16 protein-coding genes are annotated in these 19,825 nt (G+C 52.3%); 11 read left to right on the top strand and 5 right to left on the bottom strand.

All coding sequences use genetic code 11. From position 1 onward, the window contains the following. Window positions 1-93 precede the first annotated feature (93 nt). Both JWG88_RS15285 and JWG88_RS15280 read left to right on the top strand, forming a co-directional pair. Window positions 94-402: a cache domain-containing protein gene (locus tag JWG88_RS15285; protein WP_205234813.1), complete on the top strand. Its 309-nt coding sequence runs from the start codon at window positions 94-96 to the stop codon at window positions 400-402. A 369-nt stretch (window positions 403-771) separates the two neighbouring features. Then, complete coding sequence (locus tag JWG88_RS15280) at window positions 772-1,947, top strand: MFS transporter (protein WP_205234653.1); 1,176 nt, start codon at window positions 772-774, stop codon at window positions 1,945-1,947. 78 nt (window positions 1,948-2,025) lie between these two features. Here the strand turns inward: JWG88_RS15280 and rbr are convergent, their stop codons facing one another. Next, complete coding sequence (gene rbr / locus JWG88_RS15275; protein ID WP_205234652.1) at window positions 2,026-2,601, bottom strand: rubrerythrin; 576 nt, start codon at window positions 2,599-2,601, stop codon at window positions 2,026-2,028. Window positions 2,602-2,615: 14 nt separating this feature from the next. Beyond that, window positions 2,616-2,807: a ferredoxin gene (locus JWG88_RS15270; protein WP_205234651.1), complete on the bottom strand. Its 192-nt coding sequence runs from the start codon at window positions 2,805-2,807 to the stop codon at window positions 2,616-2,618. A 305-nt stretch (window positions 2,808-3,112) separates the two neighbouring features. Here JWG88_RS15270 and JWG88_RS15265 point away from each other — a divergent pair, with 305 nt between their 5' ends. Beyond that, on the top strand, window positions 3,113-3,370 hold the full coding sequence (locus tag JWG88_RS15265; RefSeq protein WP_205234650.1) for a hypothetical protein: 258 nt from the start codon (window positions 3,113-3,115) through the stop codon (window positions 3,368-3,370). After that, window positions 3,361-3,618: a hypothetical protein gene (locus tag JWG88_RS15260; protein WP_205234649.1), complete on the top strand. Its 258-nt coding sequence runs from the start codon at window positions 3,361-3,363 to the stop codon at window positions 3,616-3,618. The genes JWG88_RS15265 and JWG88_RS15260 overlap by 10 nt, the downstream gene beginning before the upstream one ends. A 320-nt stretch (window positions 3,619-3,938) precedes the next feature. Here the strand turns inward: JWG88_RS15260 and JWG88_RS15255 are convergent, their stop codons facing one another. Next, entirely contained in the window at window positions 3,939-7,403 is a 3,465-nt protein-coding gene (locus JWG88_RS15255; RefSeq protein ID WP_205234648.1) for a DUF7933 domain-containing protein, read from the bottom strand. 341 nt (window positions 7,404-7,744) lie between these two features. Between JWG88_RS15255 and JWG88_RS15250 the strand changes: the two genes are divergently transcribed. Both JWG88_RS15250 and JWG88_RS15245 read left to right on the top strand, forming a co-directional pair. Further along, a complete protein-coding gene (locus tag JWG88_RS15250) occupies window positions 7,745-9,208 on the top strand; it encodes a tail fiber domain-containing protein (protein WP_205234647.1) in 1,464 nt (487 codons plus the stop codon). A 46-nt stretch (window positions 9,209-9,254) separates the two neighbouring features. Continuing rightward, a complete protein-coding gene (locus JWG88_RS15245; protein WP_205234646.1) occupies window positions 9,255-9,596 on the top strand; it encodes a hypothetical protein in 342 nt (113 codons plus the stop codon). Window positions 9,597-9,650: 54 nt separating this feature from the next. On the opposite strand, the gene JWG88_RS15240 is transcribed toward JWG88_RS15245, so the two are convergent. Continuing rightward, window positions 9,651-12,035 (bottom strand): sucrose synthase, encoded by a 2,385-nt coding sequence (locus JWG88_RS15240; RefSeq protein ID WP_205234645.1) that lies wholly within the window; start codon window positions 12,033-12,035, stop codon window positions 9,651-9,653. Window positions 12,036-12,478: 443 nt separating this feature from the next. Between JWG88_RS15240 and JWG88_RS15235 the strand changes: the two genes are divergently transcribed. The 5 genes from JWG88_RS15235 to lpdA all read left to right on the top strand — a co-directional run bounded on the left by JWG88_RS15235 (window position 12,479) and on the right by lpdA (window position 18,621). Next, window positions 12,479-13,366 carry a carbohydrate kinase family protein gene (locus JWG88_RS15235; protein WP_205234644.1) on the top strand — a complete coding sequence of 296 codons (888 nt, stop codon included), beginning with the start codon at window positions 12,479-12,481 and terminating at the stop codon, window positions 13,364-13,366. Window positions 13,367-13,526: 160 nt separating this feature from the next. Continuing rightward, window positions 13,527-14,630 (top strand): pyruvate dehydrogenase (acetyl-transferring) E1 component subunit alpha, encoded by a 1,104-nt coding sequence (gene pdhA / locus JWG88_RS15230; protein WP_205234643.1) that lies wholly within the window; start codon window positions 13,527-13,529, stop codon window positions 14,628-14,630. After that, on the top strand, window positions 14,623-15,600 hold the full coding sequence (locus tag JWG88_RS15225) for an alpha-ketoacid dehydrogenase subunit beta (protein WP_205234642.1): 978 nt from the start codon (window positions 14,623-14,625) through the stop codon (window positions 15,598-15,600). Before pdhA ends, JWG88_RS15225 begins: the two co-directional genes overlap by 8 nt. Window positions 15,601-15,614: 14 nt before the next feature. Next, entirely contained in the window at window positions 15,615-16,940 is a 1,326-nt protein-coding gene (locus tag JWG88_RS15220) for a dihydrolipoamide acetyltransferase family protein (RefSeq protein WP_205234641.1), read from the top strand. 253 nt (window positions 16,941-17,193) lie between these two features. Continuing rightward, on the top strand, window positions 17,194-18,621 hold the full coding sequence (gene lpdA / locus JWG88_RS15215; RefSeq protein ID WP_205234640.1) for a dihydrolipoyl dehydrogenase: 1,428 nt from the start codon (window positions 17,194-17,196) through the stop codon (window positions 18,619-18,621). A 269-nt stretch (window positions 18,622-18,890) separates the two neighbouring features. Here the strand turns inward: lpdA and JWG88_RS15210 are convergent, their stop codons facing one another. After that, window positions 18,891-19,817 carry an HDOD domain-containing protein gene (locus tag JWG88_RS15210; protein WP_205234639.1) on the bottom strand — a complete coding sequence of 309 codons (927 nt, stop codon included), beginning with the start codon at window positions 19,815-19,817 and terminating at the stop codon, window positions 18,891-18,893. Window positions 19,818-19,825 lie beyond the last annotated feature (8 nt).

The raw sequence follows: 19,825 nt of genomic DNA, 5'->3' as shown, positions 1-19,825 counted from the left end.
AGTAGAGTATCTGATGCCGGACATTTTTTCCTTTGCTGTTTATCTCTTGACATGCAAACGAGTAAGAAAATCCATATCAGTTTTTAGCAGGATATACCGATAAGAAATTCTACCTCCGAGTTTTTAGGGACTGTCGGTCTTGTCATGAAGGTTGACTTTCTTGTCGAACTTATATCTGGACACAGTATAGGCGAAACAGGCTATGGATATATGCTTGACAAAACGGGACTGACTTTAGCTCATCCGGTAGAAAAAAATATTCTTACCCTTAATGCTAGGGAACTCGAAGGAATGGAAGTCTTTATTGGTAAGATGCTGTCAGGGGAGACTGGAGTGGAAGAATATATCTTTCGAGGACAAGATAAAATTTCGGGTTACGCCCCCTTGAAAACAGTTGATTGATTTATCGCCGCCACTCAGGATGCCGATGAATTTCTTGCTCCGGTCAAAGCCATCAGAAATATCATTTCCCATTTTTAACGTTATTCCGGACTAGATCCGGAATGACGAAACTAACATATTTCCGAATATTCTTAATTATTTGGCCATAAATTAAGTTTCTTTGGCTGAGTTTCATTGGTAATCAGATATGTAATTGTTTATCCGCTCTAATTGCCGTCAATGGCTTCTCGGGTTATTTACCTGTAGAATCATGAATTTATCTGGTGTATGTGTATTGCTCAATACAATGTGACTTTTAATCTCAGTCGGATTAAGAATTGTCTTCTGAAAAAATTTCATATCAGCAAACAATTATCATAATGAATTACGATGCCTCAATCCGATAAAAAAACTCATCCGGCGTTTGATACGGAGAAAGTTCTGCTGCTGTCGATCTGTCACTTTGTCCATGACATATACTCAAGCTTTCTTGCGCCGCTACTGCCCTTTCTTATAGAAAAGTTCGGACTTTCTCTGACCCAGGCAGGGTTTCTTTCCACCGTCATGCAAATCCCGGCATTGCTCAACCCCTCTATCGGTAAGCTCGCCGATCGAATAAGTGTCAGGTATTTTATCATATTGGCCCCGGCTCTGACGGCTATTCCCATGTCGCTTCTGGGCGTTGCTCCAAGCTATGGCGTTCTGCTGATTCTGCTGTTTTTAACAGGCATAAGCGTCTCCCTGTTCCATGTTCCTGCTCCGGTCATGGTCTATAGAGTTGCCGGTGAAAGGACCGGCAGGGCCATGAGTTTTTATATGACGGGCGGCGAACTTGCCAGGATGCTCGGCCCCTTGGCCATAATCGGAGCGATTTCCCTTCTGGGTTTTGACGGTTTTTATCCGGTGATGATTGTAGGCATCGTGGTGTCTTTGGTGATGTATTTTAAATTCAAGGATATTCCGGTAAAGGTTAGATCAACCCAAAAACCTTCTATCCGCAGAACCTGCCGGGAGATGAAGGGGCTGCTGCTGCCGCTTTCGGCCATTCTCTTTGTCCGCGGTTTTATGCACGCTTGTCTCACGGCGTTTCTCCCCCTCTATATCATGCAGCAAAGCGGTAATGTCTGGCTTGCCGGAATTGCTCTTGCCCTCTTCGAGGGGGCAGGTGTTGTCGGCATATTGGCGGTTGGGGGATTGAGTGATCGCTTCGGCCGCAAGCAGCTCCTGGCTTTCTGCCTCGTTGTTGCACCTTGCTCCCTGCTGCTCTTTACGGTAACTGCAGGCTGGTTGCAGCTGATAATTTTGCTGATTACCGGTTTCTCCCTGCTTTCTACAACACCGGTTATGCTGGCTATGGTTCAGGAATATTCAAAAGAGGGTTCTTCTGCCGCAAACGGTGTTTTTATGATGGTGAGTTTTCTGGCCAGATCGGCAGTCGTTGTCCTTGTCGGTTTTGTTGCAGATCTGGTGGGGCTGGAAACGACTTACGTCATCTGCGGTGTAATAGGGCTGGCCGGGATTCCTCTGGTGTTCTGTATTAAATCCCTGAAAAGGAAAGAGGAGTAGTATGGCAATCCGTGGGGAGAGGGGAGGCCGTCGACCAGGCAGACGGCCCTGGAAAAAAGACCGGCGATTGCGGAGAAATTACCAGTTTTCACCCAGAATCTCAAAATAGCCCATGGGTTTGACACAGGCGGGACATTTCTGCGGAGCCTGCCGGCCGCGATGCAGATAACCGCAGCTGAGGCATCTCCATAATATCTCCTCGGGTCGATTGAAGATGCTTTCATCGGCAATATTTTGAGCGAGCTGACGGTAGAGCTTTTCATGCTGTTTTTCAGCGACGCTGATTGCATCGAAAGTGTCGGCAGCACGCTCAAATCCCTCCTGCAGGGCTATTTCTGCAAACTGCCGATACATGGTGCCGTGAACATACAGTTCCAGTTCAGCCGCGGCAAGAAGATTGGCATGCGTATCTCTGGTGACACCGGCGGGAAAGCTCCAGCTTATCTCAAGATCTCCTCCATTGAAGAACTTAAAGAATCTATGAGCATGTTCATATTCCTGGAGGGCGGTTTCCTTGAAAATTCTGGAGATTTGCATAAAGCCTTCCTCCTCCGCCCTGGCGGCAAAAAAATCATATCTGGTTCGGGCCTGTGATTCGGCGGAAAAAGAAATGAGAAGATTCTTTGCCGTTCTGCTTTCCCTGAAGTTAGTCATCTTGGTTCCCCGGTTTACTCCTCTATTATTATGGCGTCGGCTCCGCATTCGGCTGCAGCCTGGCGGACAATATCTTCAAAATGCTGCGGAATGACATCATATTTGACAATTGAAAGAAGCTGATCCTCATCATACTCAAAAACCTCGGGACAAAGCTTATTGCAATTTCTGTCTCCCATACAATTTTTTGTGATTGTTGCTTTCATGTAAATCTCCTTTTGTTGTCAGGAGGGAAAATACCAATAGAGAGCCGTAAGTGCTTCCATCATTTTCCCGATAGCTTTCAACAGTGTATTGAAAATCCGGATTAAGTGCAAATTCCTTTTCTTTCCGATAGATGATAGGCAGATATTTTACTTTTCACTTTTTTTACCTTACTCTATCTTCGCTGATTATATCTGTGGTGCTCGTGTCTTTTCTTTAAAACAGGGATTTAACATATTCTCAAGCACTTGCAGGGTGCTGATTTTGCACGCTACTAGTTTGCTGTGTGCCAACCAGCAGAGACATCATGACGGATAACAACTCAAAAGAAATAGAAGAACTGAAGATAATCCTCCGACAGCTGGGCCCTGAAATTATCTGGCGCCCTATTATTATACCTGATAAGCAGTTTCTTTCCTATGGAATCGGGGATGAAGAAGATGGCATCACCAGACACCTTCGCAGTCTCGATTTTCAGGATAAAACCGTCATCGATCTTGGCTGCAATCTGGGGTACTATTGTTTTATCGTCAAAAAACCGGAGCGGCTAAAGTCTTGGGGATAGACAATGATGAACGCATTATCCGCGGCTGTCATATTATAAAAAGGTTATCCCAACTCGAGGATATCGACTTTCAATCTCGGGACATCACTTCGCTGAGCAGAAACAGTGTTTTTGATGTCGGCATGATGATCGACTTGCATAGGCAAAAATTCGATTACCAGCGGAATGCTGCCGAAGTTTTTAGATGCCCTGGAGCGGGTTTCCGGCAAAGAGATGATCCTTACGATACGCCCGGAATACCGGATTGACAAACACCTGCACCACGATACCCGGGGACTTTTGCAAAAATACGCTGCGAAATATCTTCGAGGGGGCCTTTTCTATACTCTGGAATATGTTTTCGATCGATTTCGCAGAAATTGGCAGAGTGACATAATGACTACAAACAAAGGAAAGGAGATCGTGACCAAGGAGACAATTCTCTGCCAACGAAAGATGGACTCGCGGTAAGCACCCGTACGGGCATAAACTTCGACTTCGAGAAAACCCGATTTTCTCCATTACAGATTTTTGGCAGGTTGCGGCAAGGCGGGGTCCGGGTATTCCGCCATGCCGCTGGATTGATAGGCTATTGGCTGTGGTTGAGCAGATAGTGCATGGGCACCAATGCTGCTTTCATGCGGTCATAGGAGTCAGGCAGGCCATTATTGTTGTCATCGGCATCGTACCGGCGAGGATGGGTGCGGTAGAGATATTCCTGGTAGTTTGAGAAGCCGTCGCCATCGTAATCCAGTGCCGCGTCCCCGGGGTTGGTAGGATCGAGTCCGTTGTCGCGCTCCCACAGGTCCGGCAGTCGGTCGTTATCAAGGTCGTTGTCGATCAGCAATGCCGCTGTGGCCGGAGCGGTGATCTCCAGGCCATTGAGAAGAAGGGGTTCGGTGGTGTTGATCAGCTCACCCTCCGGTGTATGGCGAGGCATTCGCAGCAGGACGCTGAAGGAACAGGAACCGTTGGGACCCAGGCTGGCGTTGTTCAGGGTAATCCTGTCGCTGCCGGACAGCCTTGAACCATTGCCGCAGACATTGAGGAGGGGGAGCCCATCGGCAACGACACCTGGGGACATGGAACTGAGATCGTCGATAAAGGAGAGTTCGCTCACCCTGCTTTCCAGATCATTGTTGCGCAGATTGAAGGTCAGCCGCGCCGTTCCACCGGCCGTGGAGAACGAGGTGAAAGATTTGTTGAAGCCGATGTTGGTGATCAGCAGCGTATCGCTTGCCGGATCGCCCACCACAGGAAGAGAGTTGATAATGCCGCTTAGGCCGCTGGTGGTACTGATCGCTGCGGCTCCTGTCTGTTGGGCGGGGGGCCGCAGGGTGATACTGAAGCTGCAGGATGAACCGCCGTCGAGAACGCCGCCTGCCATGGTGACAAGTCCACCGCCGCTCAACGTCGATACCGGCCCGCAGAAGCCGTCGGCCGGAAGGTTCACAGCGGTAAGTCCGGTGAGGGCGTTATCGAAGTTGTCGCTAAAGGAGATTGCCGAGGCCTGAGCCGAAGGGTGGAGATTGGTGAGGGTGTACACGAGGGTGGCATCCTCTCCAGGCGCAACCGGGGCGTCGGTGAAGCTCTTAGTCAGCTTTAGCAGAGAATTGTTCACCACGAGGATGTCGGTGGCTTGGATGCCGGTATTCAATCCGTTTGCCAGAAGGCTACTGGTGGCATTGAGATAGGAGCCGGATGGCGTGCCTTGAGGCACCTGCAAATCTGTGGTGAAGGTGCAGGAGTTCCCTGCTTCCAGTGAGCCGCCGCTGAAGAAAAGCGTGGAGGTCCCGCTGAGTGTGGAACCCGCTCCGCAGATATCGTTCTGAATCCCGCTGGTGGAGTTCAATCCCGAGAGAACCGAGGGAAGGAAATCTGAAAAGGAAAGATTACTGATGCTATCGGTTGGGTGGCTATTACTGATGGTGAATTCCAGATTAACAGTCTCCCCGGCGATGACAGGATCATTGGTGAAGGATTTGCTAAAGCTGAGGCTGGAGACGGTGAGGGTGTCCGTAGCCGGAGGGCCGGTAACGGAAACGCCGCCGACGATGGCCGACAGGCTGCTGGTGGTGTTGTAAAAGTTGCCTGGCAGGACATTCCCGGGAACTTGCAGGGTCACGTTGAAGGTACAGGAAGCCCCCGGTGCCAAGGCCCCTCCGCTCAGGCTCAGGATGTCGGAGCCGCTGAGCAGCGAGCCGGAGCCGCAGATCCCGGATCTGGGCAGCCCGGTGGTGCGCAAGCCGGTTAGAACCGTCTCGAGGTCGTCGGTGAAGGAGATGCCGGTGGCGGTGCTATCTTCAGAAGTGTTAGTGAGGGTGAACTGGAGGTTGACGGTCCCGCCCGGCATAACCGGGTCGTTGGTGAAGCTCTTGGCCAGATTCGGGGCGCCACCGAGGATGACCAGGGTGTCCGTTGCCGGTCTGCCGGCATAATTCACTTCGTCTATCGTGGCGGTGATCTCGCTGGTGGTATTGACGATCCCGCCACTGGGCAAGCCTTCGGGAATATCGAGAAGGACTTCAAAGCTGCAGGATTCGCCGGCTGCCAGATTTCCTGATTCAAGAGTCAGCATGATATCGCCGGGTTGGTCAATTGACTGAAGCCATGATCCGCCGCCGCAGGGATCAGTGGGGAGAGTTCCTGTTGGGATGATGATGGCACCCAGCAGGTTATCCCTGAAGGTAATTGCCGTAGCAGGGGAGACGGTGCTGGTGTTGGTGACCGTAAATCGCAGGGTTGCCTGACCGGGTGCGGCAACTGGATCATCGCTGAACTCCTTGATGAGCAGGGGGACCGGCTGCACGAAAAGGGTATCGACGGCCGCGGATCCGATAACGCTGTTGCCATTCAACTGTCCGGTTACAGTGCTGGTGGTTCCGGCATACCGGCCGCTGGCCGCATCTCCGGGCACGGATATGGGCACGGAAAAGCTGCAGGAGGCCCGGGGATCCAGGCTCGCCCCGCTCAGGGTGAGTATGCCGCTGCCGCTCAGCAGCGATCCGTTGCCGCAGACGTCGCTCTGGGGCAAATCCGAGACGGTAAGTCCGGCAAGTGCGGCATCGAGATTGTCGGTGAAGGTGATGGCGGTGGCGGTATTCTCCCTGTCGTAGTTGGAGATGGTATAGCGGAGCATGCCTTGGGAGCCCGCTGGTATCGGGTCGTCGACAAAAGACTTCTGCAGGTGGAGGGCATCGCGGGTGACGGTGAGAGCGGCGTTGGCCTTGCCGCTGGTCAAAGGCGTGCCGGACAAGTATGTAGACAGGCTGCCGCTGGAATTTGAGAGAGTCCCGTTGCCGCTTGCCGTGACATCGATGGTCACGGTGCAACTGCTTCCTCCTGCAACTGAACTTATGGTATTCAAGGGCTCCAATGAGATGAGTTTCGTTCCCGTCGCAGCCAGAATGGTGCCGCCGCATGTTGTGGTTGCATTGGGCGGATCGGCCACCACCATGCCTGCCGGCAAGGTGTCGCTGAAAAGAAGGTTGTATACAGGATTAGGGTTGAGACTGTTGTCTATCGTGAAGGTTAAGGTGCTTCTGCCTCCTGATGATATGGTTGCGGGGTAGAAGCTTTTCATGAATCCGGGCCGGCCGATGTCGACGGTGAGATCGGCGGTATTCGCTTCCCAGGTTCCGGCACTGGAGGTCAAGGGGCTGACTGAGTGGGTGTGAATTCCTGGGAGGTTGGAGACTATATCCACCGAGATGGTGCAGGATGACTGGGCGCTCAGATAGCCTCCGGTAAGGGCAATAGTGCTCCCGCCATCGGCGGCGGTCAGGATGCCGTTGCAGCTGTTGCCGGCAAGGGCAGGGGCGGCAAGTGTCGTTGCGGCAGGCAGGTAGAGAGTAAAGGCAAGATCGGAGACCGGCATTGTCTCGGTGCTGGAGATGGCGAAACTGAGCGTTGTCGTGCTGCCCGGACCGATAGTATCGGGAGCTATACTCTGGGTTATGGAAACATCGGCCCGACAGGGCTGAGAAAGGAAAAGGAGAAACATCGACAGCTGAAGAGTCCTTTTGGCCAGGCAATACCACACTTCCGAAAACATCAAAGTTTCTCCTTCATAAAAATTTACTTAAGATGGGGCAGCTCTAGGGCGGGAGCCCAGTGCTTTTCTGCATACCGATGGTTCCGCCGAAATAACTACATTCACTTTCAGGAGAATCGGCAACGAGCAAAAATCAGAGCGTGATTGCCAGGATAATGCAAATGCTATGAATTGATCAAAACAATTTTAGTGGTTTTTAAATTTTTCGGAAATAAAAGAGTATTATTTTCAAAAAGATATAAAAAGTATTTGATGGAATAATTTTGTAGACTATATAAAAAGAATCCTGGGCTGGTTTATTGTGCTCTTTGTTTAAAAAGCAAGTTTTTGGGGAGATGATCATGAGAATGGCAGATGGATGTTGGTCCGGCTGGAGAAAGATGCTATGCAGCCTGACTGGTGCACTGGCGGCTGTAATGCTGTTTGCTTTTGTGGGCAAGACCGCTCAAGGATCTGTTGAGGTCGGCATTGATCACAGCGGACTTTCCGCCGTGGCTATCTCCTCCCAAATTACCTATATGGAGTTGCGGGTATCGGCACCCAGCGGTGAGATCATCTTCACCGGGAATTCCGACGGCGCTCCTCTCTATTGGTCCGTCCCCGCTACCGCCTCGGATGGGCTGTATTCCTGGGAGATCAGGATCGGCAGGGCAATTTTGCAGAATGCCAGAATGCAGGAGCAGGAGGGTGGTGATACCAGAACAGGAGGCGGTTCGTCAAAGGCCCAGGTTGAATCCGGCGGTTTCCTCATCGAAAACGGCATCATCGTTCCTCCAAGCGTAGAAGAGACCACCTTGCTGGATGCTGTTCTGGAGAAAGGCAGCCAGGCCTTGCAGGCCTTCCTGGACTTTCTGGTAACACCTGCCCTGGCCGATCAGGCAATCAATGATGACCTCATCGTCACGGGCAGCGAATGTGTAGGATTTGATTGTGTCAATGGTGAGAATTTTGGTTTTGATACCATTCGGATTAAGGAAAACAATACGCGTATCAAGTTTATGGATACCAGTTCCGGTTCCTTCCCCAGCAATGACTGGGAGCTGACCGCCAACGACTCTACCAGCGGGGGCAAGAATATCTTTGCGATCCAGGATGTCGATGCGGCAAGGAGACTGTTCATCCTTGAGGCCGGTGCTCCGGCCAACTCCATCTATCTCAGAAACAACGGCAATATCGGTTTGGGCACTTCCGTTCCGGTGCTCGAACTCCATATCGCTGACGGCGACACCCCGGCGATTCGCCTGGATCAGGACGGCACTGGTGGCTGGAGCAATCAGGTCTGGGATGTGGCCGGCAATGAAACCAATTTCTTTGTGCGCGACGTCACCAACGGCTCCAAATTACCCTTCAGGATCAAGCCCAACGCCCCGACTGATTCGATCTTTCTAAGCTCTTCCGGTAATGTCGGTCTGGGCACCGCCACCCCTTTGCAAACCTTGCATGTGCAAGGCAATGCTTTCATCAGCGGCAATCTCGAGCTGGGCAGCAGCAGAGAAATCAAAGAGAACATCAGATCGCTTGAAGCCGAGGACGCCCTGCAGACTTTTGCCGGTCTGCGCCCCGTTAGGTTCAATTACAAAGCCGCGCCGGAGGAGGAATCCATCGGCTTTATCGCCGAAGAAGTGCCGGAGCTGGTGGCCACCAACAGTCATAAATCGATCAGCACCATGGATGTGGTGGCGGTAATGGCCAAGGTCGTTCAGGAACAGCAGAAGGCCATCGAGGAGCTGAATGCCAAGGTTTTACAGTTACGTGCTCAGCTGGAAGCGCAGACCGTGGCCGGCCAGGTCGCTATCGGCCGATGAGCCTTCGATCCTTTTCACTCACAGGCAGTGGCCTGAGGAGTATGAGATGAGAAATAATTCGTTTTTGCTTATCACCGTGGTGAGTGTCCTCGCGGCTCTTTTGCAACCGGTGAGGTCCAATGCCCAGATTCTTACCATAGGCAGCGGTTCGACACTCACAATTAACGGATCGACGCTCTCCCTGAATTGCCGGGACATCCTGATCAGTGATGGCGGTTCGCTGCAGCTGCAGAGCGGCATCCTCGCCGAACTCGGGCAAATGACCGTCGAGCCGTCCGGCACCTATACCTATACTTCCGGAAATGTCATCAATTGTGGGGCTTCCTCCTTTTATCTTCTCTTTACCGAGGAGAAAAAGCCGATCGTCATCCTCCTGCCCAAGAGATAGCTGGGTAATCAATCTAGACTACGCCATAGCCGCGCCTGATCTGTAATGAGTGGCTCATTCCCGTATAATCGAAGCGGCCAGTGGTTTATATTGAAGATGATACAGCATTTCCAGGTACCTGTCGGTTTCCTGGCGTTCAAGGTTGGTGGCGTATTTCCAGAATCCATAGATGCAGCTCAGCGACAACAGCCTTTTGGCGTAGAGTTTCCAGGTGTACCTCTCTTCGACCCGTGCAATCGCCCCATTGGAGATTTTTTCCCAGTGCTGCGGCATCATGCTGCACTGTTCAAAGAAATCAGCGATCTTTTTGGCTGCCTTGTCGCCATGATTTGGATTGATATGAAATCCGGAGACGGTATTGACGATTATTTCGAGCGGTCCGCCGTATTGCGTAGCAAAGGTCGGCAGTCCTGACGCCATCGCTTCTATTACCGTCAGTCCGAAGGCTTCAAAAAAAGCGGGTTGCACGAAGACACCGCGTTTATCGGCAACGTATCTGTAGAGTTCACCGCTGAGCTGTTTGTTGAGACGTTTGCCGAGCCAGCGCACCTGACCGTCCAGGCCGAATTCGTCAAAGAGCTGGTGTATTCTGTGAATCTGCAACCGTTCTTCTTCGTCGCCGGACAGCTCGGGATTAACGGTGCCGCCGATGATGAGCAGATTGCAAAGACCTCGCAAACGATCATCCCTGGCATAAAACTCCACCAGTCCGGAAAGATTCTTGATGCGGTCCAGCCGGGCCATGGAGAAGAGGACCGGCTTGTCGGCAACCTCATAATTACCCCTGCTGTCTTCTTCTGCGCCGTAAATCAACCTCTCGATCTCACCATGCAGGTGATGCAGCCGTCTCTCTTCTTCATAATAGGGGAAATAGACGTCCTCATCGGCACCCGGGGAAACAATATTGAATTTCGGATCAAAAACATCTATGCCATGAATCACCCTTTGCAGTTCGGGCATGGCGAAAGAACCGTAGCTTTCATACTGGCCTACCACGTCATTTGAGCCGGCGATCTCCTGGAAGGTGGAGGTTATGATGAAGTCGGCTGAGTTCATGGCGATGAGATCCGCGGTAAACTGGCAGGAAAAGTGATACTGGTCCTCCATGCTCTTCCAGAACAGGGCGGAGTAGAGATATTTTGTCTTTTCAAGGGCATGGGCAATATTGCATTGGGTGACACCGAGACTGTTGGAGAGGAGGGTGGCCACCAGATTACCGTCGGAATAGTTTCCAATGATAAGATCCGGACGTTTGCCGAGGTGTTTGAGAATTGTTGCTTCGGCTTCCTTGGCATATGTTTCCAGATAGGGCCAGATTTCGAATCTCGAAATCCACTGCGGGATTACTGCGCCGTTCTTGTCCCGGAACGGGATTCTGAGGATTCGGACGTTCTCGGTCCCTTCAACCAGCTCTTCCGGCTGATCACAGGTGGTTTCGCCTGCTTCGGGAATAAGCCGGGTCAGAATCAGAATCTGTGGCTCGATGTCGAGGCCCTGGTTATAAATGCGCTTCTTCATTTCTCGTTCAAGAGCCCTGACCTGATCGAGGATATAGACGACCTGGCCACCGGTGTCCGGCAGGCCCAGGACATTCTCCTGACCGAAAAAGCCATGCGGCGAGAGAATGACAAGGTTGAAAATCATCGGAATGCTGCTGAGAAATATCTCCAGGTTATGGTGATCGGAGGCCTCGAGCAGATTTGCCAATATGCTGAAATTTTGATTAATATCTTCAATGCTTCTACCCCATCCGGGCTCAAAGCCTATTTGATTGAGTTCATCCTTCAAATCGGACCACTCCAAGCCTGACGGCTGGAGGTCCAGATACTCCATGCCGCTGGAAAGAGCATTGCGCAACTCCCTGGCGTTGCGTATTTTGTCATTGATCATGAAGGGTATACCCAGGTGACCGTGCATGCGGAGGAAGGAAAACAGTAATTCATCTCCTCTGCTCAGCATATTGGAGAGCCGGCTGGAGAAGCGGCGGTTAAGGAATTCGACGCCGTGACCGATGGAACGGACCTGGCTCATTTTGGGGAAGTCGCGCTCGAAAGGGGCGAAATCGATTTCGAGCAGGAAATTCTCCGTTGTCCCGGTAACCAGTTTTTCCTTGACGGAAAGAAATTCACTGACGGTAATTTCCTTCAAGGTCTTCTCTTCCAGATGATAACGCAGATAATGCCAGGTGGCGACCCGTGGTCTGATGACAAGGTAAAGCCAGGTGTCGGTAGCCAAAGCCTCCTGCGTTTTTTTCAGGGCAATGGCAAGGGGGGAAGAGAGGACATCCCGCCGCTCCTTTTCGTGACAAAAGGCGACAAAATCATCCCACAGTTCACTGCCGAGAATCAAATTTTTCGCTTGAGTCTGAATTGACAGCAGGGCATCGTGGAAGATTTGCGGATGCAGGTCTTTATACGTGAAGAGTTGCTGCAGAATCATGAAAACTCCTTTTAACCAAAGTGAATCTGGATAAGCGCTTGTGATTTTGAAGTTAATAATTGTATCATGTAGAGGAACCTGTCAAGAATCACCTGCCTTTGGTGCTGTTCAACAACGATGTGCTGAACCAGGCCGAAAAATTCCGGATGAACGACAGGTTTACAGAGGAAAACATAAATTCTTAATATGTTACTTATGTTACCTGATAATAGATTTGTAAAGGTTGAGGGACTCGTAAAAAGCTCGATCTCCGTCGTTGAAGGTTTGAAACGGCCATTGGCCGTGCCCCTCCGAATCACCGTTTCAGTTACTACGTCTGATATCTCGAACTTTCTCGAAGTCGGAGTTTATGGCCGTACGGGTGCTTATCGCAAAGTCCACCTTGACAACTCCGATGACTTTTTAGAAGATTATCAAGGTAATTACCAATTTTGGAGAATGTGATGCAGAAAAAGAAGGAGTTCCTCATGGTGGGAATAGGGGAAATACTCTGGGATATGCTGCCCCGGGGCAAGCAGTTGGGAGGCGCGCCTGCCAACTTTGCCTATCATGCGACCCAGCTCGGCAATAAAGGTGTTGTCGTCAGTTGTGTCGGCCGGGATGATGATGGCGTCGAGATCCTCAAGACACTGGAAAAGAAAGAAGTTGGCCATTATATCACTTCCACTGATCGGTATCCGACGGGTGTGGTCACTGTTAGTATGGATGAGCAGGGCATACCATCGTATATTATTCATGAGGATGTTGCCTGGGATCACCTGGCTCTCAATCAGGAGCATCTTGATCTTGCCGCCCGTGCCGATGTGGTCTGCTACGGTACCCTGGCCCAGAGGAATAGCGACTCGGCTGAATCCATAAGGAATTTTTTGTCGCATACCTCCTCGGAGTGTATTCGGCTTTTCGATATCAACCTGCGGCACCATTACGACAGGGCGACTATCCTCACGCTTCTGCAGACCGCCACGATCCTGAAGCTCAACGATGAAGAACTTCTCGTTGTCAGAGAATTCCTCGATCTTGAAGGTGATGAAACCACCGTCCTTGAAGCCTTGTGTACAGCATATGATCTGGAATTAATCATCCTTACCAAAGGCGGGCAGGGCAGCAGGCTGTTTTCTCCTGAGTTGGGTGATTCGGTGTTCGAAGGGGAAGCGGCACTGGTGGTCGATACGGTCGGTGCCGGCGATTCTTTTGCTGCCGCCGTGGCTACCGGCCTGTGTATGCAGTTGCCACTTGAAAAAATACACCCCTTTGCCGCCAAAGTGGCTGCTTATGTCTGCGGCTTTTCGGGGGCCACGCCGGAGCTGCCGCCTCTGGAGGAGTTACTTTGAAGATAACACTTTCGCTTAATTCGTATTGTTTGGCCAACCACCTGTGTAACTGTTTATCAGTGTACTGCTGAGTAGTTACCTTAAGTTTTATTGCACAGCTTCAGACGGGAGAGGCCCGACTGTTCCCGTTCCGCCTGAAGTAACCGATAGGGAGGCTGCTATGCCGAGGAAACAACTGAACATTGCCCGCTCCATCGAGTATCTCTCCATACTCGATGAGCATGGCAACCTTGATAAGGATCTCGAGCCGGATATTCCTGCAGAGAAGTTGCTGGAACTCTATCGCGCCATGCTGCTCGGCAGGCGCTTTGATGAACGCATGCTCGATTTGCAGCGGCAGGGAAGAATCGGCACATTCCCTCCCATAAAGGGCCAGGAGGCTGCTCAGCTCGGCGCCGTCTTTCAGCTCAGGCCCCGCGACTGGATGGTACCCGCCTTTCGGGAAACCGCGGCAGAGATCTGGCGTGGACGCTCTCTTGAAAGTGTGATCCTCTATTATAACGGCTTCAATGAAGGCACGGTTATTTCAGCAAAGCAGAAGGATATGCCCATGGCGGTTCCGGTGGCTACGCAGATTCTGCATGCCGTTGGCCTTGGCTATGCTGCAAAATACCGGCAGACGAATGAGATTGTCATGTGCTTCTTTGGCGATGGCGCCACCTCCGAAGGTGACTTTCATGAAGCCCTGAATTGTGCCGCGGTCTATCAGACGCCGGTGGTCTTCGTGTGCCAGAACAATCAGTGGGCAATTTCCGTTCCTTTGAAAAAACAAACGCATACCACCACCATCGCCGAAAAATCTCTGGCCTATAACATGGCTGGAATCCAGGTGGATGGCAATGATGTCCTGGCAGTCTTTAACGCCGTCGGCGAAGCTGCACAAAGGGCTCGAACCGGCGGCGGACCGACCCTGGTGGAGTGTGTAACCTATCGGATCATGATGCATACCACTGCTGATGATCCGAGCCGCTATCGCAGCGAGGAAGAGGTGAAGGCCTGGGAAAAAAAGGATCCCCTGCCGCGCTTTGCCGCCTATCTGGAACAAAAGGAGATACTGGATGCCGGATCGCGTCAGAAGATTGAAGCAGAGGTGCTGGAGCAGATCCAGACGGCCATCGACGCCGTTGAAAAAGAGATGCCGAAGCTGGGAGATCCTCGGGATATGTTCAATCATCTTTACGCCGAGCTGCCTCCGTATCTCAAAAATCAGCAAAAAGAGCTGACGCGGTGCCTTGAAAACGGCGGGGAGGTGAAAAATGGCTAAGATGACCATGGTCCAGGCCTTGAATCTGGCATTGCGGCAGGAGATGACCCGGGATGATTCGGTGGTTATGCTGGGTGAGGATGTCGGGCCGGACGGCGGAGTCTTCCGGGTCACCGACGGCCTTTTCGATACCTTCGGCGAGCAGCGCGTCATCGATACTCCTCTGGCCGAGTCGGCGATTATCGGCATGGCTGTCGGCATGGCTGTTTACGGCCTCAAACCGGTATGCGAAATCCAGTTTTCCGGCTTTGCCTATCAGAATTTTCATCAACTGGAGAATCATGCCGCGAGAATGCGCTGGCGGACGCAGGGCAGGCTCAATGTACCGCTGGTCATGCGTGCGCCTTATGGAGGTGGAGTAAGGGCGCTGGAGCATCATTCGGAGAGCAGGGAAGCCTATTGGGCCCATACTCCGGGACTGAAAATGGTGATCCCCTCAGGGCCGCGCAATGCCAGAGCTCTGTTGGTCAGCGCCATCCGCGATCCCGATCCCGTCATTTTCTATGAATCCAAGGCACTCTATCGTGCCCTGCGCGAGGAAGTGCCCGAGGAGGAGGAGACCCTGCCCATCGGCACCTCGCAGCTGGTCCGGGAAGGAGGGGATCTGACCCTGATTGCCTATGGCGCCATGTTGCAGCCGACGCTCGAGGCGGCTGCTGAACTGCAGAAGGAGGGCATAGAAGCAGCGGTTGTCGATCTGCTTACCATCTCACCGCTGGATGATACCCTGATAGTGCAATCCATTCGCCAGACCGGTCGTGCCGTGGTTGTTCATGAGGCCCCCAGAAGCTTCGGGCCCGGGGCGGAAATCATCGCCAGGCTGATGGAAGGTGCTTTCTACTATCTGGAAGCCCCCATCGAGCGGGTGACCGGATATGATGTCATTATCCCGTATTTCAGCAGGGAAAAATTTTATATTCCCACTGTCGGCAGAATTATCGAGGCGGCACGCTCAACTCTATCACAATAATAACTGGAGTTCCTATGACTACATCTTTTCGTTTGCCGGATTTGGGTGAAGGTGTCCATGAAGCGGAAATTCTGGCGGTTCCCGTAGCAAGCGGCCAGTCGATAAAGGAAGGCGATACTCTTCTCGAGGTGGAAACCGATAAAGCAGCAGTTGAAATTCCTTCTCCCTTCACCGGAAACATAGATTCGATCAATGTCAAAGAAGGAGATATGGTCAAGGTAGGCGATGTTCTCATCACCTTTGAGGATAGCGACGGTCCCGCTAAAAGCGATCGTCAGCCTCCTGTGCCGGAAGAACAAAAGAAACAGGCGCAGGCAAAGCAGGAGAAACCTGAAGAAGTCGCTGCACAGCAGGGCGGCAGAGGCAAATTACCGATCCCCGCCTCTCCGGCCACCAGACGGCTGGCGCGGGAGCTTGGCGTCCCGCTGGACCAGGTCAAACCCAGTGGCAGGAAGGGTCTGGTCACTGGCGATGATGTTCGCCGGCATGCAGAAAAAGGGCAGGAAGGGCAAGAGGAAAAAGATACATCAAAAGCTGCATCGATAGGGCGGAAATCGTTTGGAGTCGATCTGCAGGCGGAAAGCGCAGACGTTTCCTCCCTCCCTGATTTCAGTCAGTGGGGTGAGATCGAACGACTGCCGTTCCGCTCGATCCGCCGGGCGACCGCCAACCGTATGGCGGCTTCCTGGGCGCAGATACCGCATGTCAACTGTCAGGATATTGCCGATATCACCAGGCTCGAGGAGTTTCGCCGGCGCCATAAGGGCGATATCGAGGCCGCCGGCGGTCGGCTTACCATGACGGTTTTTGCTTTAAAAGCGGTGGCCACGGCCCTGAAAAAATTTCCGCAGTTCAATGCCAGTCTGGATCTGCAGGCCGAAGAGATCATCATCAAGAAATATTTTCATATCGGTGTGGCTGTGGATACCGAGCATGGTCTGATGGTACCTGTTATCCGCGACGTCGACCGCAAGAGCATTAAGGAGCTGTCCATCGAGCTGAGTCAATCCATCGCCAGGGCCAAATCCCGCAAAAGCAGCCGGGATGAGATGGTTGGCGGGACCTTCACGATCACCAATGCCGGAGCAATCGGCGGCGGTTATTTTTCCGCGATTATCAATCATCCCGAAATAGCCATTCTCGGACTCGGCCAGGGGCGAATGCAGCCGGCGGTGGTTACCAACAGCCATGGCCGGGATGAAATCGTGCCGCGCCTGCAGATGCCCGTGGTACTCTGTTTTGATCATCGTGTCGCCGACGGCGCCGATGCCATCCGTTTTCAGCGGCTGATCATCGATGCGCTGGAAGATCCGGAAGAATTGCTGATTACCATGATCTGATCAATAAAGAGGCTCCTTTGGGTGAGAAGAGTGCCCTGAAAAAGCAATTTACCCCACGATGTTGCAAAGAAGCTTTAAATTGTTGGGGTTCGCTAAGCTCACCGCTAACCTGCCATTTCAAAATTCGCTTGCGGCAATCCGGTAGGTTAACGCTGACGCAAGGAAGCCCAACGCTTTTGCCGATGAACCAATAAAGATTTGCTGTTGGTATAAGATTATCCGGTGCAATGATCCGGAGTCCCTGGAGAAAGTTATGGTTATGGGCGATATGGAAATGAAAGTTGACCTGCTGGTTATCGGCTCGGGCCCCGGCGGCTATGGGGCTGCCTTTCGCGGAGCCGATCTGGGGCTCGATGTTGCCATGGTCGATCCGCGCAGGCACCCGGGTGGCGTCTGTCTTCACGAAGGCTGCATACCCTCGAAAACCTATCTCCATGTCGCCGAACTCCTGGAAGAAAGCAGAGTGGCGCATAAAATGGGAATCCATTTCAGCAGACCCGAAATCAATCCGGGTGAGGTCCTTTCCTGGAAGAATCATATCGTGGACGACATGGCCGATGGGCTTGTCAGCCTCGCTGAATCGCGTGGCATCCAGCTGATCCGGGGCACCGCCCATTTCGAAAGTTCGACCGGTGTTCGTTTGCAGGGCGCTGAAATCAGCCGTATTCGTTTTAATCAGTGCATCATCGCCACCGGCTCGCAAGCCGTTTCCCTGCCGGGTTCCTCATTCGGCGGCACCGGCAGGATCATGAGTTCCAGAGAAGCCCTGGAGTTACCTGATATCCCGGCGGATCTGTTGGTAGTCGGCGGCGGCTATGCCGGGCTTGAGCTGGGAACCATCTATGCCGCACTGGGCAGCAGAATACATCTGGTGGAGCAGGACAATCGTCTGATGAGCGGTGTCGATAAAGATCTGGTTGCTCCGCTGCAGCGGCGTCTTAAACAGCTCTTTTCGAAAATAGATTTGCACACCGGAGTGGCCGGGCTTCAGGAGTCTGAGAACGGTGTCATCGCCCGGCTGGAAAAACAGGGCGGCATTGAAACCTTGCATTTCGACCGAGCACTGGTCGCCGTGGGACGCCGGCCGGTCTCCGCGGATCTTGGTTTGGAGAATACCAAAGTTGCCACCGATGACAGGGGATTTATCAGGACTGATGACCAGATGAGAACAATGGATAACACCATTTTTGCTGTGGGTGATGTCTGCGGAGGTATGATGCTGGCCCATACCGCTATCCGACAGGGCAGGGTGGCTGCGGAAGCAGCCGCGGGAAAGTCCGTTGCCTATGATGTCCGGGCTGTTCCGGCAGTGGTTTATACCGACCCCCAGATAGCCTGGTGCGGGCTTACGGAGGAAGAAGCCGGGGCCTGCGACATTGCCGTTTCGATCCTCCGCTTTCCCTGGAAATATTCCGGCAGAGCCGCCACGCTGGATTCCACCGCCGGAATCACCAAAATCATTACGGATCGGCAGGATGGCCGGGTTCTGGGAGTGGGCATCTGCGGTAGAAATGCGGAAGGACTCATTGGCGAAGGGGTGCTGGCTGTCGAGATGGGAGCTCTCGCCGAGGATCTGGCCTTAAGCCTCCATCCCCATCCGACACTCTCGGAGAATCTTGGGGAAGCGGCGGAAATCTTTCTCGGCAGTCCCACACATTTATTGCCTGGGAAAAAAGCTTAGCGAGAGCCATTCGAAACACAATGCTGAACTTTCTGCAATTCCAAAGGAGGAATCCGGAGCTGCAGGCATGTTAACGGTTTTCGCCAAGTACATTGATTTACCTGATTACCCCTGAAACTCAGCATTTTCTGGCCTTGAGCTGAGGATTAGAGGAATCAGGTTGATTTATGTAAAATGAGCTTGTGAAAAGTCATTGAAGTCGCCGAGATGGGCTCGTAAAAAGCATGATATCCTAGGCGTAGTAACTGAAACGACGGAGATTAAGTTTTTTACGAGTCCATCATGTAGGAGTAACATTCATTGGTTGTTATCTCAAATAAACGACCATGCTCATGCCAGCTCTCCACGATGGCCGCGAAAGTTTCGCTAAACTCACCGATATCGACCTCATACTCTTTGGCTGTATCGAGAACCGTGTTCAACAGCAGCGGTTGAGCCTTGTTACTTTGACACATCCGGGCAATAGTATGGGCGAGAAAGAGAAGCACGGCCGCCCGCCGGGTTGTGCCCGTTCCCAGTTCGACATATCCCAGATCTTCATGAAATCCTGCCGCAAGGGCGTACCGGGCCGGCAGGCCCCAGTTGAGAAACAGTTCGACGGTCAATTCGCCGCTGTCTATACCGAATTCTTCCCTTTCCAGATCCTTGGGCGGACTGTTGGCGGGCTGGTTCTCCAGCATCCTGCCGTAGGCTTCCGGGAACAATGTGGCAAAAGATAGGTTGCCCATATGGGCCAAAAGGGCACAGACAAAGAGTTCATCCGGATCAAATTCCTTGTCCCTGCGGGCAAGTTCGCGGGCAGCCAGAGCCTCTGCAAGGCTGGTTCGCCAGAACAGCGGATACGAGAAGTGCTCGCAGGTGCCGCCTTTGTTATTGGAGAGTAACGAAAAACCCAGGGCCAGGTTGACAACAGTTTTCATCCCCAGCTTTATTGTGGCCTTGTGTACCGAGACAACCTGAATGCCGGTAGAGAGAAAAGCGGAATTGGCATATTTGATAATTTCCGCGGACAGGGATGGATCGGTCTGGATATGTTCCGCTATCTCATTAAGGGATGAAGTCTCACTCTGACAGAGCCGGATTACCTCCATGACCGTCTTTGACGGCGAAGGCAATGAAAAGTCTTCATTGAGCTTGCTGAAAACCTCTTTTCTCTTTTTCTCCCTGTTTTCCATCTGTCCGCCGTCACTGGTCAAAATCATTC

This window comes from Desulfopila inferna, assembly GCF_016919005.1.
Classification (GTDB): Bacteria; Desulfobacterota; Desulfobulbia; order Desulfobulbales; family Desulfocapsaceae; genus Desulfopila_A; species Desulfopila_A inferna.
The sequence above is the reverse complement of the archived record's forward strand: the minus strand, read 5'-3'. Positions and strand labels throughout refer to the sequence as shown.